The sequence below is a fragment of the Klebsiella planticola genome (assembly GCF_000783935.2).
Taxonomy (GTDB): domain Bacteria; phylum Pseudomonadota; class Gammaproteobacteria; order Enterobacterales; family Enterobacteriaceae; genus Klebsiella; species Klebsiella planticola.
On record NZ_CP026047.1, the window covers coordinates 1,339,903 to 1,355,982 of the forward strand.

General features: G+C 56.6%; 13 protein-coding genes. 2 read left to right on the top strand and 11 right to left on the bottom strand.

Annotated elements, in window-relative coordinates; translation table 11 throughout:
* Positions 1–36: 36 nt before the first annotated feature.
* From glgX to MC50_RS06610, 8 genes are all read right to left on the bottom strand, one after another.
* Positions 37–2,013, bottom strand: coding sequence for a glycogen debranching protein GlgX (gene glgX / locus MC50_RS06570; protein WP_047663541.1), 1,977 nt, complete (start codon positions 2,011–2,013; stop codon positions 37–39).
* Entirely contained in the window at positions 2,010–4,196 is a 2,187-nt protein-coding gene (gene glgB / locus MC50_RS06575) for a 1,4-alpha-glucan branching enzyme (RefSeq protein ID WP_032696912.1), read from the bottom strand. Before glgB ends, glgX begins: the two co-directional genes overlap by 4 nt.
* Before the next feature lie 246 nt (positions 4,197–4,442).
* Positions 4,443–5,549 (bottom strand): aspartate-semialdehyde dehydrogenase, encoded by a 1,107-nt coding sequence (gene asd / locus MC50_RS06580; protein WP_004868528.1) that lies wholly within the window; start codon positions 5,547–5,549, stop codon positions 4,443–4,445.
* Between the two features lie 426 nt (positions 5,550–5,975).
* Positions 5,976–7,316: a gluconate transporter gene (gntU, locus tag MC50_RS06590; RefSeq protein WP_032690426.1), complete on the bottom strand. Its 1,341-nt coding sequence runs from the start codon at positions 7,314–7,316 to the stop codon at positions 5,976–5,978.
* Positions 7,316–7,846 carry a gluconokinase gene (gntK, locus tag MC50_RS06595; protein WP_004868532.1) on the bottom strand — a complete coding sequence of 177 codons (531 nt, stop codon included), beginning with the start codon at positions 7,844–7,846 and terminating at the stop codon, positions 7,316–7,318. The genes gntU and gntK overlap by 1 nt, the downstream gene beginning before the upstream one ends.
* Positions 7,847–8,032: 186 nt before the next feature.
* Positions 8,033–9,028 (bottom strand): gluconate operon transcriptional repressor GntR, encoded by a 996-nt coding sequence (gntR, locus tag MC50_RS06600; RefSeq protein WP_004868533.1) that lies wholly within the window; start codon positions 9,026–9,028, stop codon positions 8,033–8,035.
* Positions 9,029–9,142: 114 nt separating this feature from the next.
* A complete protein-coding gene (gene yhhW, locus MC50_RS06605; protein ID WP_047663542.1) occupies positions 9,143–9,838 on the bottom strand; it encodes a quercetin 2,3-dioxygenase in 696 nt (231 codons plus the stop codon).
* A gap of 121 nt (positions 9,839–9,959) precedes the next feature.
* Positions 9,960–10,997, bottom strand: a complete 1,038-nt coding sequence (locus MC50_RS06610; protein WP_047663543.1) for an oxidoreductase — start codon at positions 10,995–10,997, stop codon at positions 9,960–9,962.
* 357 nt (positions 10,998–11,354) lie between these two features.
* On the opposite strand from MC50_RS06610, the gene yhhY reads away from it, so the two are divergent.
* Complete coding sequence (gene yhhY / locus MC50_RS06615) at positions 11,355–11,831, top strand: N-acetyltransferase (RefSeq protein ID WP_162180063.1); 477 nt, start codon at positions 11,355–11,357, stop codon at positions 11,829–11,831.
* 236 nt (positions 11,832–12,067) lie between these two features.
* Here yhhY and ggt read toward each other — a convergent pair whose 3' ends face one another.
* Entirely contained in the window at positions 12,068–13,810 is a 1,743-nt protein-coding gene (gene ggt / locus MC50_RS06620) for a gamma-glutamyltransferase (RefSeq protein ID WP_032690422.1), read from the bottom strand.
* A 120-nt stretch (positions 13,811–13,930) separates the two neighbouring features.
* Here ggt and MC50_RS06625 point away from each other — a divergent pair, with 120 nt between their 5' ends.
* A complete protein-coding gene (locus MC50_RS06625; RefSeq protein ID WP_004868539.1) occupies positions 13,931–14,254 on the top strand; it encodes a DUF2756 family protein in 324 nt (107 codons plus the stop codon).
* A gap of 18 nt (positions 14,255–14,272) precedes the next feature.
* Here the strand turns inward: MC50_RS06625 and ugpQ are convergent, their stop codons facing one another.
* Together ugpQ and MC50_RS06635 are read right to left on the bottom strand one after the other, a co-directional pair.
* Positions 14,273–15,013, bottom strand: a complete 741-nt coding sequence (gene ugpQ, locus MC50_RS06630; RefSeq protein ID WP_032696917.1) for a glycerophosphodiester phosphodiesterase — start codon at positions 15,011–15,013, stop codon at positions 14,273–14,275.
* Complete coding sequence (locus MC50_RS06635; protein ID WP_032690420.1) at positions 15,010–16,080, bottom strand: sn-glycerol-3-phosphate import ATP-binding protein UgpC; 1,071 nt, start codon at positions 16,078–16,080, stop codon at positions 15,010–15,012. The genes ugpQ and MC50_RS06635 overlap by 4 nt, the downstream gene beginning before the upstream one ends.

Genomic DNA, 16,080 nt, shown 5'->3' on the forward strand with positions numbered 1-16,080 from the left:
CGCAGCGGCCGCGAGTGCAACCGGAAGCTTCAGGGCTTACGACCTTTGAAATACGCACACTCCGTGCGCGGGCCCATGCCAGACAGCCATGACGACCGGATTATCCTCTCCGGCGAAAGGAGGAACGGCGTGCCACTCCCCCTCAGGTAATTCCATATGCGCCACCTCTGGGGTGGCATTCACCGTCATTAACCAACGGCCAGACAGCAAAATTTGCAGACGCGCGGTGCCGTGCTGCCATTCATCGGCAGTTAACGGTTGCGCATACTGGTTTAGCCAAACAACGTTGCCGTCCCCTTCCTGCCACCAGTGGTTACTGGTTAATGCCGGTATGCATCGACGCAGATGAATGAGCGCGGCGGTAAATGCCGTCAGCCCGCTATTTGCCTGGTTCCAGTCAAGCCAGGTCAATGCGTTGTCCTGACAATAGGCGTTATTGTTGCCGTGCTGGCTATGACCATGCTCGTCACCCGCCAGCAGCATCGGCGTGCCCTGCGCCAGCAGCAGCGTCGAGAGCAGGGCATGAACGCTGTCCCGACGCCGCTCAAGCACATCAAGACTCCCCCCTGTTCCCTCTATACCATGATTGCTGCTGTAGTTATTGTTAGTCCCATCGCGATTCTCTTCACCATTCGCCTCATTATGTTTCTGATTGAAACAAACGCAGTCGCGCAGGGTGAAGCCATCGTGGGCGGTGATCAGGTTCACCGCCGCAGCGGGCTGGCGACCGTTACGCGAAAAGAGATCGCTGGACGCAGCAAAACGCCGGGCAAACTCGCCCAATGAGACGCTTTGTTGTAACCAGAAGCGCCTGGCGACATCGCGAAAATGGTCATTCCATTCGGCAAACAGCGGTGGGAAGTTCCCCACCTGATAGCCACCGGCGCCAATATCCCAGGGTTCGGCAATCAGCTTCACGGCCGCCAGCTGCGGATCGTTACGGATCGCTTCAAACAGCGGCGCATCCTGGCGAAAGTCCGGCGTGCGTCCCATCACCGAGGCCAAATCAAAGCGAAAACCATCAACGTGGCACTCATCGACCCAAAACCGCAGACACTGGCGGGCATACTCCACCACGTCCGGCTGGCTGAGATTGAGCGTATTTCCACAGCCGGTCCAGTTGTAGTAATCCCCGTCTTCTCTGATCCAATAATAGTTACGGTTATCGATTCCGCGCAAAGAGAAGGTCGGCCCTTCAAGATCAATTTCAGCACTGTGGTTCAGCACTACGTCGAGGATCACTTCAATACCCGCCGCGTGCAGCGCCTTTACCGCATCGCGAAACTCATCCAGCGCACGCTCAGGCTCGCTGGCATAGCGCGGATCGAGCGCGTACATCGCCATTGGGTTATAGCCCCAGTAGTTGCTTAACCCCATTCTCTGCAGGCGCGGTTCGCTGGCAAACTGCGCCACCGGCATCAGCTCCAGCGCCGTAATACCAAGGGTCCTGAAGTAATCGATCATCACCGGGTGACCCAGCGCTTTATAGGTGCCGCGAATCGACTCCGGCAGCCCGGGATGCAGCCAGGTCAGCCCTTTAACATGGGCCTCATAGATAACCGTCTGGCCCCAGGGGGTCCCCGGCGGCGCATCGTTCTGCCAGTTGTAACGCAGATCCACAACCTGCGACTTTGGCGCAATCGCCGCGCTGTCACGATGATCGGGAAAAAGATCGCCTCCGTGGAGACGCTCATCATCGGGCAGTACGCCCTCAACCCGATGACAGCACGGGTCGAGCAGCAGTTTGGCCGGATTAAAGCGGTGCCCCTGCGCCGGATCCCACGGCCCATGCACACGGTAGCCGTAGAGCAGACCCGGCCCGGCGGCAGGAAGCCAGCCGTGCCAGATATTGCCCGTGCGCGCGGGTAAATCGAACCGCTGCTCATTGCCTTGTGCATCAAACACGCAGAGCTCCACTCGCTCGGCATGGGCGGAAAAGAGCGTGAAATTCACCCCCTTTCCGTCATAGCTCGCCCCCAACGGCGAGGGTTTTCCGGCCGCCAGTGTCGTCATTCTGCCTCCCGTACCAGCCAGACGGTCGCCAGCGGCGGTAGCGTAATCGAGAGAGAATGCTCACGCCCGTGACTGGCGATGGCCTCACTTTCCACGATGCCGCCGTTACCGGTGTTGCTACCGTGGTAATGCATCGAGTCGGTGTTCAGCTCTTCACGCCAGCGCCCTGGCTGGTTAATCCCGAACCGATAGCCGTGACGCGGCACCGGCGTGAAGTTGCTGGCAACGATAATCTCATTGCCGGCCTTATCGCGACGGACGAAGACAAATACCGAGCGCTCATGATCGTCCACCACCAGCCATTCAAAGCCATAGGGGTCAAAATCCAGCTCGTGCAGCGCTTTATGGTGACGATAGGTATGGTTCAGATCGCGTACCAGGCGCTGGACGCCGTGATGCCAGTTATCGCCGCCTTCCAGCAGATGCCAGTCCAGGCTACCGTCGTGGTTCCACTCCCGCCCCTGGGCAAATTCATTGCCCATAAACAGCAGTTTTTTCCCCGGGAAAGCAAACATCCAGCCGTAGTAGGCGCGCAGGTTGGCAAACTTCTGCCAGGCATCGCCGGGCATCCGGTCAAGAATCGATTTTTTGCCGTGAACCACTTCATCGTGTGACAGCGGCAGGACGAAGTTTTCGGTGTAGTTGTAGAGCATCCCGAAGGTCATCTTGTCGTGATGATGACGACGATAGATGGGATCGAGCTTCATGTAGTCGAGGGTGTCATGCATCCAGCCAAGGTTCCATTTGAACCAGAAGCCAAGACCGCCCGTTGAAGACGGTCGTGAAACCCCGGCGAAGTCGGTGGACTCCTCCGCCATCGTGACCGCTCCCGGCGTCTGTTCGCCGAGCACGCGGTTGGTATTGCGCAAGAACTCGATCGCTTCGAGGTTTTCCCGGCCGCCGTACTCGTTGGGCACCCACTCACCCTCTTTGCGGCTGTAGTCGCGGTAGATCATTGACGCTACCGCATCCACGCGCAGGGCGTCGATCCCGAAGCGTTCAATCCAGTACAGCGCGTTACCGACCAGGAAGTTGCTGACTTCCCGGCGACCGTAGTTGTAGATCAGCGTATTCCAGTCCTGGTGATAACCTTCACGCGGGTCGCTGTGTTCGTACAGCGCGGTACCGTCGAACGATGCCAGCGCAAAGTCATCCGACGGGAAGTGGCCCGGCACCCAGTCGAGAATGACGTTCAGACCCGCGGCATGGGCGGCATTCAGGAAGTAGCGGAAGTCTTCACGGGTGCCAAAGCGGCGGGTCGGCGCGTACAGCCCGGTCGGCTGATAGCCCCAGCTGCCGTCGAACGGATGTTCGTTTACCGGCAGCAGCTCCAGATGGGTGAAGCCCATCCACTTCGCGTAGGGCACCAGCTGATCGGCCAGTTCGCGGTAGCTCAGCCAGAAGTTGTTATCGGTATGGCGACGCCAGGATCCCAGATGGACTTCATAAATCGAAATCGGTGCATCAAACTGATTGGCCTGTTTGCGGGACTGCGGCTGTTCGATCTTTTCCGGCAGACCGCAGATAAGCGAGGCGCTTTCCGGGCGCATCTGCGCTTCAAAAGCATAAGGGTCAGACTTCACGCGCAGATGGCCGTGGGCGTCAATCAGTTCAAATTTATACAGTTGGCCATTATGCGCCCCGGGCACAAACAGCTCCCAGATGCCGGACTCTTTGCGCAGGCGCATCGGATGGCGGCGGCCATCCCAGTAGTTGAACTGCCCGACAACGGAAACCCGACGGGCGTTCGGCGCCCAGACGGAAAAGCGCGTGCCGGTGACGCCGTCCATCGTGTCGGCGTGCGCCCCCAACGTTTCATAAGGCCGCAGATGGGTCCCTTCTGACAGCAGCCAGACATCAAGATCCTGCAGCAGCGGACCAAAGCGATAAGGGTCGTCAATCAGATTTTGCTGGCCATGCCAGGTGACCGCCAGCTGGTAACGAAAAGGATTTTTTCGCCGCGGCAGAACGCCGCTAAAGAATCCGCGTGAGTCGAGGCATTCGAGCTTGCCGACTTTGCGCCCGGTTTTCGGTTCAATAACCCATACATCGGTGGCATCGGGTAATAATGCGCGTACTTCCAGCCCGGCATCGGTTTGATGCATGCCAAGTACGGAAAAGGGATCCGCAAAATGGCCGGAAATAAGCGCATTAATCACGTCTCTATCGATACGATTAGACATGGTTTCATCCTGTTGTAAGTGTCGCCCTTTCCTGTATCTGGCGACTTTTTTTGACCTGAACGGTGCAGCACACTGTGCATCCTCCTGCTCCGTCCCACCTTCAGGTAAGGCAACGTTGTCGTTCCTTACTTAAAGCATAGCCAAGGCTGTCTTACCTCCGTTGGAAAAATCTGACATCCGCGTGTACTCCTTGTATTACGCAAAAAAAAGGAGGTGTAAAACACCCCCTTTTTGTTCATCCAGTTATCAAGCCAGCTGGCGCAACATGCGTCGCAGTGGCTCGGCGGCGCCCCACAAGAGCTGGTCACCGACGGTGAAAGCCGACAGGTATTCCGGCCCCATATTCAGCTTACGCAGACGACCCACTGGCGTGGTCAGGGTGCCGGTGACAGCGGCCGGGGTCAGCTCACGCATCGTAATATCACGATCGTTTGGTACGACTTTGGCCCACGGGTTGTGTGCGGCCAGCAGTTCTTCCACGGTCGGGATAGAGACATCTTTTTTCAGTTTGATAGTAAACGCCTGGCTGTGGCAGCGCAGCGCGCCAACGCGTACACACAGGCCATCGACCGGAATGACTGACGAGGTGGCGAGAATTTTGTTTGTCTCAGCCTGACCTTTCCACTCTTCGCGGCTCTGGCCGTTATCCAGCTGCTTGTCGATCCATGGGATCAGACTGCCTGCCAGCGGCACGCCAAAGTTATCCACCGCCAGGTCGCCGCTGCGGGTCAGCGCCGTCACTTTGCGTTCGATATCCAGAATGGCGGACGCCGGGTTCGCCAGCTCTGTCGCCACGTGGCTATGCAGCTGGCCCATCTGGGTCAGCAGCTCACGCATGTGGCGCGCCCCGCCGCCGGATGCCGCCTGGTAAGTGGCCACGCTCACCCACTCCACGAGATCCTGGGCAAACAGGCCGCCGAGGGACATCAGCATCAGGCTGACGGTACAGTTGCCGCCAACAAACGTTTTCACGCCATTATTCAGACCGGCGGTAATCACATCCTGGTTTACCGGATCAAGAATAATGATGGCGTCGTCTTTCATGCGCAGCGAAGAGGCGGCGTCAATCCAGTAACCCTGCCAGCCGCTTTCACGCAGCTTCGGATACACGTCGTTGGTATAATCCCCGCCCTGGCAGGTCACAATAATGTCCAGTGCCTTCAGCGCGTCCAGATCAAACGCGTCCTGCAGCGTACCGCCGGTGCTGCCACCAAAAGAGGGAGCCGGCTGCCCCAGCTGAGAGGTGGAGAAAAAAACAGGGCGAATGGCGTCGAAGTCGCGCTCTTCAACCATGCGTTGCATGAGTACAGAGCCGACCATTCCGCGCCAGCCGATAAAACCAACATTTTTCATAACGTATTTCCTGGGAGATGTGTGCTGTTTGTGCCTAGCCAGTTTCCTGCTGGATCATCCCTCACATTACAAAATGCTGCTAAAGTCGCAAGTGAAATTAATCAATGATTGCGCGGCAATCAGAAAAGCAACTTATTGAACGCAGTTTCTGCCGACATCGGTACCCAGAAAAACCGCAAAGATTATCGGGGAAATGGTCGTGGGAAGGGAATATTTTCCGCCGCTTTTTTATTGATCTGGATTATGGATCTGCGCAGAAATTTAGCGATATCGCGCCGGTGGAGAAAGCGGAGAAAACCAGGCCTGATACGGCCTTATGAGGATTAATCCTTTCGTCTCATCGCTCAGCAGAGACGTTTTTTTTGCGCTATTGGAGGGGCGATTTGCCCGGCCTCGCGTCGCTCGGCCGGACAATCTCAGCGGCGTTTAGCTTAACAACGTAAACGCGATCATACCGACGATGGCACCGGTGGTGCCGAGGATAGTTTCCATCATCGTCCAGGTTTTCAGCGTCTGCGCTTCGGTGGCGCCGGTAAATTTCCCGAACAGCCAGAAACCGGCGTCGTTCACGTGGCTCACTACGATGGAACCGCCCGCGATACAGATGGAGAGCGCCGCCATCTGCGCACCGCTGTAGTTCAGCTGCTCGATGACCGGCATGACCAGCCCCACGGCCGTTAAGCAGGCAACGGTCGCAGAACCCTGGATAATACGCACCGCCGCCGCCAGCACGAAGCAGGTAATGGCGATTGGTAATCCCATGCCCGTCAGCGCTTCACCGAGCGCCGGTCCCACGCCGGAGTCAACCAGCACCTGTTTGAAGACGCCGCCGGCGCCGATAACCAGCAGGATAATCCCCGCAGGCTGCAGCGCATGACCGCAGATCTCCATCACCCGATCTTTCGCCATCCCCTGACGTATCGCCAGACCATAGATAGCCACCAGACATGCGACCAGAATCGCGGTGAACGGATGGCCGATAAACTCAAACCATTCGTAAGCGCTGGAGCCAACCGGCACAAAACGCGCGGCGATGGTTTTCAGCCCCACCAGCACCAGCGGCAGGAGAATCAGCGACAGGCTAAAGGCAAAAGACGGCATCTTGCCTTCACCCAGGCTTGGTTCGCTAATATCGTCAGGAATATGCAGCTCAACGTAGCGGCTGATGAAGTTGCCCCACAGCGGCCCGGCGATAATCATTCCCGGAATCGCCGCACACAGACCAATCAGGATCATCCAGCCAAAGTCAGCATGCATTTGCGATGCCAGCAGCATCGGCGCCGGCCCGGGCAGCAGGAACGCCGCCGCGGCCGCCACGCCTGCAAACAGCGGGATAACCAGTTTCACCAGGTTGGTACCGGTATGGCGCGCCATGGAGAAGGCGACGCTGATCAGCAGCACGATCGCCACTTCAAAAAACAGCGGCAGCGCGCAGATAAGACCGGCGAGGCCAATCGCGTAATGAGCGCGGCTGTGGCCGAAAGATTTCAACATCTTGACGGCAATCTGATCGACAGCGCCGGTTTCATGAAGAATCTTGCCAAACATCGCCCCGAGTGCCACGACGATCGCCAGGAAGCCCAGCGTCCCGCCCATCCCTTTTTCCATCGTCGCCGCAATTTTATCCAGCGGCATTCCGGAAAAGAGACCGGCACCAATAGAAACCACCATCAAAGCCACGAAAGCATGCATACGCGCCTTCATGACTAAAAACAGCAGCAGCAAAACGGAGCCCACTGCTGTTAAAACAAGCGTTAATGTACTCACTAGTTACTGCCTTTGTTGATCACCTCAATGGTGCTCGCGACCACGCCTTCCAGCGATTGATCAATATCGACGATTAAAACATCGCCTTCGTCTGCGCCAGGTTCCTGCAGCGTTTCAAACTGGGTCACCAGCATCTGGGTTTTAAAGAAATGGCCTTTACGCGCTTTCAGACGGCTTTCAATCAGGTCGAAATCGCCTTTCAGGTAGACGAAAGAGAGATTCGGATTGCCCTTACGAAGAATATCGCGATAGCTCTTTTTCAGAGCGGAACAGACGATCAGCGAGACTTTATTTGTACGCTGCATGGCAAAAGCGGCGTCGTTCAGCGCCTGCAGCCACGGTGTACGATCATCGTCGTTTAACGGTTCGCCGGAGGCCATCTTGTTGATGTTGCTACGCGGGTGCAGAAAGTCACCATCGAGAAACGCGGCATGCAGCTGATGCGCCACTTCGCTGGCGACAGCGGATTTACCACTGCCGGAAACGCCCATCAGGACATAGACGTGGTGATCATGGTTAGTCGTGCTCAAAGCTTCCTCCCACTGGACACATATACCAAGCCGTACTGGCTGCAAGAATACAGCGTGAAAGACTCGTATACAGATTGATTGTTACGGGTAACTGTTATCGGTAACATTGTCATGCCGGACTCAGGGATAAGCAATCACCATTCGTGCCAGAAATGAATATGTGTGATCTACTTCAAACTTGTCAGTCTAAATTGATCCGCCCGGTGACAATGTGAAACCTAAATCTAACATCTTCGGTGTCACGACTTCACCCCGAATGCGGGCCAGCAGCCGTTCGGCTCCAATGCGTCCCATTCGCTCGCGCGGGGTCAGCACGCTGGCCAGCCGCGGTTCCATCACCTGCCCAATATCATGGCCGTGGAAACCGGCGATCGCCATATCGTCCGGAATTTTCAATCCCAGGCGCTGACACTCAAAAGCGGCACCGACCGCAAGGTCATCGTTGGTACAGAAGATCCCATCGAGCTGCGGATATTCGCGACGCGCCTGGCGCATCAGCTCGATCCCTGACGAATAGGACGAAGATTGTTCAACCATCACGCTATACGGCGTCATGCCGGCATCGCGCATCGCCTGTTCGTATCCCTTTTGCTTGATGATAGTACGTTCATCAAGACGCGCCCCCAGATACGCCACGTGGCGATGGCCGCGGGCAATAATCGCTGCGGTCATCTGGCGTGCGGCATCAAAGTTATCAAAACCGACGGCGATATCGAGGCACGGCGACTGGCTGTCCATCAGTTCAACCACCGGGATACCGGCAACTTCGATCATTTTCAGCGTGCGAGGGGTATGGGTACGTTCGGTGAGAATCAGGCCATCAATGTTCCATGAGAGCATGGATTCGAGACGCTTTTCTTCCATTTCCGGCTTATAGCCGTAGTGCGCGAGCATCGTCTGGTAGCCGAAGGCATCGGTGACGCTTTCAATCCCACGCAGCACTTCCGAGAAGACCTGGTTGGTCAACGAGGGCAGCAGCACACCAATGGCGCGACTGGTGGCATTAGAGAGGATATCAGGCGCACGATTGGGAATATAACCCAGTTCATCGAGTGCAGCGGCAATCTTGCCACGCAGGGCCTCGGAAACCTGTTCCGGGTTACGTAAAAAGCGACTGACCGTCATTTTGGTCACGCCGACAAGATCGGCTACATCCTGCAGTACGGGTCTTTTCTTTTTCATCGTCCTGACTGTGATAACGGGGGAGACATTTTCCCAGTTTATCACGGACAAAGCGCAACCTTCCCAAACATCCGGGAAGGCTGCGCAATTTATTTACCCATCTGCACAACGGAATCAGACCGGCGGCAGATCGAACAGCAGGATCTCGCTATCGCTGTCGGCGTGTACGGAAATCGCCTGCTCGTCCCAAATCGCCAGGCCATCGCTGGTGGTCGCTTTGGTACCGTTAATCGTCACTTCGCCTTTCACCACCTGGATCCACACGCGGCGTTCCGCGGCAATCTGATGTACCGACTGTTCATCTTTCAGCAGCGCCCAGCGGTACAGTTCCATATCCTGGTGCACTTTCAGTGAACCGTCACGAGCATCCGGCGACAGAACCAGCTGTTTGCCCTGCAGAGCATCAAAGCGACGCTGTTCGTAGCGCGGAGTGATGCCGTTTTCTTCTGGCATAATCCAGAACTGGTACAGATGCAGTTTTTCTGTCTCGCTTGGGTTGTACTCGGAGTGACGGATCCCGGTACCTGCGCTCATGATCTGGAACTCGCCCGCCGGAACCTGCTCTTTGTTACCCATGCTGTCCTGATGCTCAACCGCCCCTTCCAGCACGTAGGTCAGGATTTCCATATCTTTGTGCGGATGGGTACCGAAGCCCTGGCCGGCATCAATCACATCATCATTGATAACCCGCAGTGCCGAGAAGCCCATGAAATTCGGGTCATAATAGTTAGCGAAAGAGAAAGTATGCCAGGAATCCAGCCAGCCGTGGTTAGCGTGACCGCGTTCGTTAGCTTTGCGTAAGTAGATCATGTTGCACCCCCGTATGTTTTCGATGGAGTCAGTGTGGACTCAATCTGCTCACGATCATAGAGGGTGAAAATTGACTCCTCTGTTCAAAAAATATGAATAATTACAGAGGAGCCAGGAAGACTTATTTATCTAAGGTTATCGTGGCCGGAGAGGGCTGTTCAAATCCGCGTCCGAGGATCTCCATATTCGTGAGAACGTCAGATTCCTTGACGTAATTTGGCTGACCGTTAACGAGGGTTTCATACAGCGCATCATAGACCCGCCCATAGTCGCCGGTTTCAATCGGGATCTCTTCCCGCACGGTTTCACCCGCTTCATTGACGTACTCCAGCAGGCCAAACGTATCGTCCGCGCCGAATCCTGGCTCACCCGGCATAATATTGGCTTTCAGGCTGGTTTCCTGCCGATCGATACCATATTTGATAAACGAACCTTGATGGCCGTGAACGATAAACCTCGGGTACGCCAGCTTCACCAGGTGGCTGGTTTTAACAATGGCCTTCAGGTCGCTGTAGAACAGCTGGGCTTCAAACGTGTCATCCGGGTTGGCTTTGTTGCGCAGGCTGCGGATGTCATAAGCCACGTGGTCCGGGCGGCCAAACAGCGAGATGAGCTGATCCAGCGTATGCACGCCAAGACCGTAAAATGTGCCATCCTGCGGGACTCCGGGCTGGGTTTCTGCGACCGGGCGATAGAGGTCAAAATGGCTCTCAACTTCCACGATCTCACCCAGTTTGCCGCTCTCAATCACCTTTTTCATCGTCAGGAAACAGGAATCAAAGCGGCGGTTCTGGTATGGCGTCACCGTCAGTCCCCGACTCTTCGCCAGTGCAAAGAGCGCCTTTGCCTCTGCTAGCGTGGAGGTAAACGGTTTTTCTACCAGCACATTTTTACCTGCTTCCAGCGCCCGCTTTGCATATTCGAAATGGCTGTCCGCATGGGTACAGACGATCACCAGTTTTACCTGCGGGTCGTTGAGCACTTCGTCGAGGTCGCTGGTGAAATGAATATGAGAATACTGCGGCGCCTGCTCCTGCGGCTTCGCACTGCGGCGATAGATATGCGCGACGCGCCAGCGGTCTTTGCGGTGCAGAACATAAGGAAGATGGTAGCGGGTCGTGCTTTTGCCAAACCCAATAAATGCGCAGTGCAGAGTCATACAGCCGTCCTTTGTTGAGGTTTCTGCTGCTCACCATAGCGCACCCCGGCGACGAACTTAACTCTTAACCCATTCAAGATGGTGGAAATGACCGGCAAAAAAGCCAAAAAAAAAAGCCAGCACCTGGCTGGCTAAAGTAATACTGGAAGCAATGTGAGCAATGTCGTGCTTTCAGGCTTTCCGCAAGGGTCTCCCTGAATGCAGGACAATAATAATCATTCTCATTCGCACTTGTCTACCTCTTTTTGCAAAAATTAGGCGTTGACGCATTTTTTAAACTCAGGGATGTTTAAAAGGCCAATAAAGTGGATGAAGACCGCGATGCCGCGGCACAGGAGAAGAGGAATGAGTGACATAGTGATACGCCACGCCGAACCGCGCGATGCAGAACCTTTACGCCAGCTGACGGCTCACCCGGAGGTCTATCACGACACACTACAGCTTCCTCACCCCTCGATGGAAATGTGGCAAGAACGTCTACAGCCCAGGCCTCACAGCCACCATCTGGTCGCCACTCTTGACCATAGCGTCGTCGGTCACCTGATGCTCAGCGTCGAGCCGCGGCCTCGCCGGAGCCACGTTGCCACCTTCGGAATGAGCGTTGACGCAGCATTCCACGGACGTGGAGTGGGCAGCGCGCTGATGCGCGAGATGATCAACCTGTGTGATAACTGGCTGCGCATCGAACGTATCGAGCTAACGGTATTTGCCGATAATTCATCCGCGCTGGCGCTATACCGGAAGTTCGGTTTTGAAATTGAAGGAACCGGCAGGAAATTTGCCCTGCGTAACGGCAAGTATGTGGATGCGCATTTCATGGCGCGCCTCAAGTAACCACTCAGCATTGCCCGGCGGCGCTATGCCTACCGGGCCCGTGATTGTGCATCATTCTGTAGGCCGGGTAAGGCGTCAGCCGCCGCCCGGCGTGTTATCCGCAGTTCCCCAAAATCTCCGCGCTACCGGCCAGGCGATGAACCAGGGAGACGGTAAATCCCCCCATTATGGACAATCGGGGATTTGCCCGGCGGCGCAAGGCTTACCGGGCCTGTGGCTTGCCCCTGGCAAATCAATCAGTAGCCCGCCGTCAAATCACCGGGCGAACGCGGATCGGACGCACCATACAGCGTCCCGTCCGGGCCCACCATAATGCTCTGGGTACTGCCCATCGCCTCTTTCAGCGCCACTTTCTGCCCTTTCTGCTCCAGCAGCTTCAGCGTATCCGGGCTAAACCCCTTCTCCACCCGCAGCTCATCCGGCAGCCACTGATGATGGAAGCGCGGCGCATTGGTGGCTTCCGCCACGTTCATCCCGAAATCAATGGTGTTGACCACCATCTGCAGTACGGTGGTAATAATGCGGCTGCCGCCCGGACTACCGGTCACCAGCCAGGTTTTCCCCTCTTTCACCACGATAGTCGGCGACATCGACGACAGCGGACGTTTTTTCGGCCCGACGGCGTTGGCATCGCCGCCCACCAGCCCATAGACATTCGGCACGCCAGGTTTCGCCGAGAAGTCATCCATCTGGTTGTTCATCAGTATCCCGGAGCTACCCGCCACAATACCGGTCCCGAAGGTGGTATTCAGCGTATAGGTGACCGCCACCGCGTTACCCTCTTTATCCACCACCGAGAAATGGGTGGTCTGGTTACTTTCATACGGCGCCAGTTTGCCCGGACGAATCTGGCTCGAAGGTTTGGCTTTGTTGATATCAATCTGTTCAGCAATCGATTTGGCGTAGGCTTTATTGGTGAGCGCTTGCCACGGTACTTTGACAAAGTCCGGATCGCCGAGATACTCCGAGCGGTCGGCATAGGCATGCTTTTCAGCTTCCGCCATGACCTGCATGGCGTCTGCACTGCCGAAGCCATATTTATGCATGTCGAAGTTTTCGAGGATATTGAGGATCTGTACGATGTGGATCCCCCCGGATGAAGGCGGTGGCATCGAAAATACCTGATAACCGCGATACTCGCCGCTTATCGGCGTACGCTCGACCGCCTTGTAGCCGGCAAGGTCGGCTTTGGTGATCAGGCCGCCGTTTTTGTGCATTTCGTCGGCAATCTGATCGGCAATCGTCCCTTTATAAAAGGCATCCGGGCCATGCTCCGCGATCAGCTCAAGGCTTTTGCCCAGCTGTTTTTGCACCAGCTTGTCACCTTTCTTCAGCGGCTCACCGTTTTTCCAGAAGATGGCTTTACTGTTCGGGTGACTGGGGATGACTTCACTCCCGTAGGTCTTCAGATCGTCGGCCAACGCATCGTTCACCGTGAAGCCCTCTTCCGCCAACTTAATCGCCGGGCGGATCACCTTGTTCAGCGGCATGGTGCCGTATTTTTCCAACGCTAATGAGAAGCCCGCCACGGTACCCGGCGTACCGGAAGCCAGATGCGAAGTGAGCGATTTTTTGCTATCCGGGTTGCCCTGATCGTCAAGGAACATATCCCGGGTGGCCTGCTCAGGCGCCATTTCGCGAAAATCAATCGCCGTCGTTTTACCGTCTTTGGTCCGCAGCATCATAAATCCGCCGCCGCCAATATTACCGGCCTGTGGATGCGTGACCGCCAGCGCATAGCCCACCGCCACCGCGGCATCGACGGCGTTACCGCCCTGACGCAGAATATCCACCCCGACGCGGGTTGCCATCGCATCCACCGAGGCAACCATCCCCTCCCGGGCACGAACCGGGTGAAAGACATCTTCTTCTACACCATAAGAAACGGGCGGCGGGGTGGGATTTGCGGCGACGGTAAAACTTCCGCCGGCCAGCAAAGCAGCGATGACCACCTGACGCCAGGAACGCGTGTTTATCATTGTCTTACTCCTGAAGTGTTTTTTTTCCCCGCTTAAGCCTGGTTGATAAGTCCTAAAAAATCATTGTTATGCCGAAAAGGAGGTACACTTAAGTGATCCCACGCACGGGAGGAGAGAACCATGAAAGCACTGTTATTTCTGGCGGCGCTGCTGCCGCTAAGCGTCCTGGCACAGCCACTCAACACCACTAATAATCCCAACCAGCCGGGGTACGTCATCCCCAGCCAGCAGCGGATGCAAAATCAGATGCAAGTGCAACAGCAGCAGCACCAAAGCATGCTGAAGCAGGATATGCAGAGCCAGACACGCGCCCAGCAACAGCATCTCCAGACGCAGCTCAACAACAACCAGCAGCGGGTCATTCAGAGCGGTAATTTGAATTCGTCGCAGCAGATGTTGCCGAATAACAACGGAGGGATGTTGCAACGGCAGACGACGCCATAACGGCCGTCTGCCGGTGGATCAGGCCTGGAAGTCAGGACCGATGACATCAATGGCATCGGTACAAATGCAGTCCACGCCCCAGCGCAACAGCTCAGCCGCCCGCTGGGGTTTGTTGACGGTATAGACGAGGATGTGCAGACCCACGGCCTTCAGGCTTGCCACTCGCGACTCATCCAGCAGTTTATGGTTAAGGTGGATCGAAACGCACTCCAGGCGCGTGGTCAGCTCGCGCCAGTCCTCGCGCCACTCATCCAGCAGCAGCCCGCGCGGCAGCTCAGGCACCGCCTGCTGCGCCGCCTCCAGCGCGTCAATTTCAAACGATGAGAGCAGCGGCGGCGTCATCCCCTGCCACAGCTCACGGGCCGCCAGCGCCACCGCTTTCCCGGTGAGCGGCCCGGTGCCGGTCGTTGGTTTAATCTCGATATTCGCCATCATGCCGTGCTGACGACAGCGTTCGGCAACCTCGGCCAGCAGCGGCAGCGGCTCGCCTTTGAATTCATGGCTATACCAGCTTCCGGCATCGGCTTTCAGCAGTTCGCTCCAGGCCAGCTCGCCGGCGACGCCCCAGCCGTTGCTGGTGCGCTCGAGATGGTCATCGTGCAGCAAAAAAATCTGTCCGTCTTTCGATAGCTTAGCGTCAAACTCGATCATCGTATGCCCGAAACGGGCGCCGACGTCGATGGCCGCCAGGGTGTTTTCCGGCGCCAGTTTCCCGCCGCCACGATGGGCGACGATGTGAGGATAAGGCCAGTGACTCATGCGCGTTGTCCTGTTTCACCATCAAAGAGATGCAGATGATCCTCGGGCAGATGCAGCCACAGCGTGCTGCCTGCTGACGGACGCTGCTGATGCGGCAGCCTGACCACCAGTTTCTGCTCGCCCCAGCGACCGTGGGCAAGGTTATCGGCACCTAAAATTTCCAGCGTATCCATCACCAGCGGTACGCCACCTTCCGCCTGGGAGCTTAATGCAAAATGCTCCGGGCGGATACCTAACGTCATCTTACGCCCGGCATGGCGGCGATGCTCGCCATTCATCGGTAAACGCAGGCCGCCTTCCAGTTCAAAACGACGACCATCTTCGCTGATGCGCCCGTCCAGCAGGTTCATCGCCGGACTGCCAATAAAGCTCGCCACAAAGCGGCTGGCCGGTTTCTCGTACACCTCGACGGGGGTGCCAATTTGTTCGGCAATACCTTTATTCATGACCATCACCCGCTGGGCAAGCGTCATCGCTTCCACCTGGTCATGCGTGACGTACAACGAGGTGGTTTTCAGACGACGATGCAGCTGCTGAAGTTCAAGACGCATCTGGACGCGCAGCTTGGCATCGAGGTTCGATAGCGGTTCATCAAACAGAAATACCGCCGGGTCGCGCACGATGGCGCGGCCCATCGCCACACGCTGGCGCTGACCGCCGGAGAGCTCGCGCGGGCGGCGCTTGAGTAGCCCGTCCAGCTCCAGAATGCGCGCCGCTTCCTGCACCCGTTCGGCGATCAGGCCTTTGCCCATACCGCGTATTTTTAGCCCCCAGGCCATGTTCTCTTCCACGCTCATGTGCGGATAAAGCGCGTAGTTCTGAAACACCATCGCGATCCCGCGATCCTTCGGTTCCATCTCGGTCACACGCTGGCGGTTAATCCAGATATCGCCGCTGGTCACGCGTTCGAGCCCGGCGACCATGCGCAGCAGCGTTGATTTCCCGCAGCCGGACGGTCCGACCATGACGATAAACTCCCCGTCCGCGACGTCCAGCGTCAGCGGTTGAATCACCTGGGTTTTGCCATCCCAGCTTTTGGTTACAGCCTGTAGTTTTAAACCTGCCAT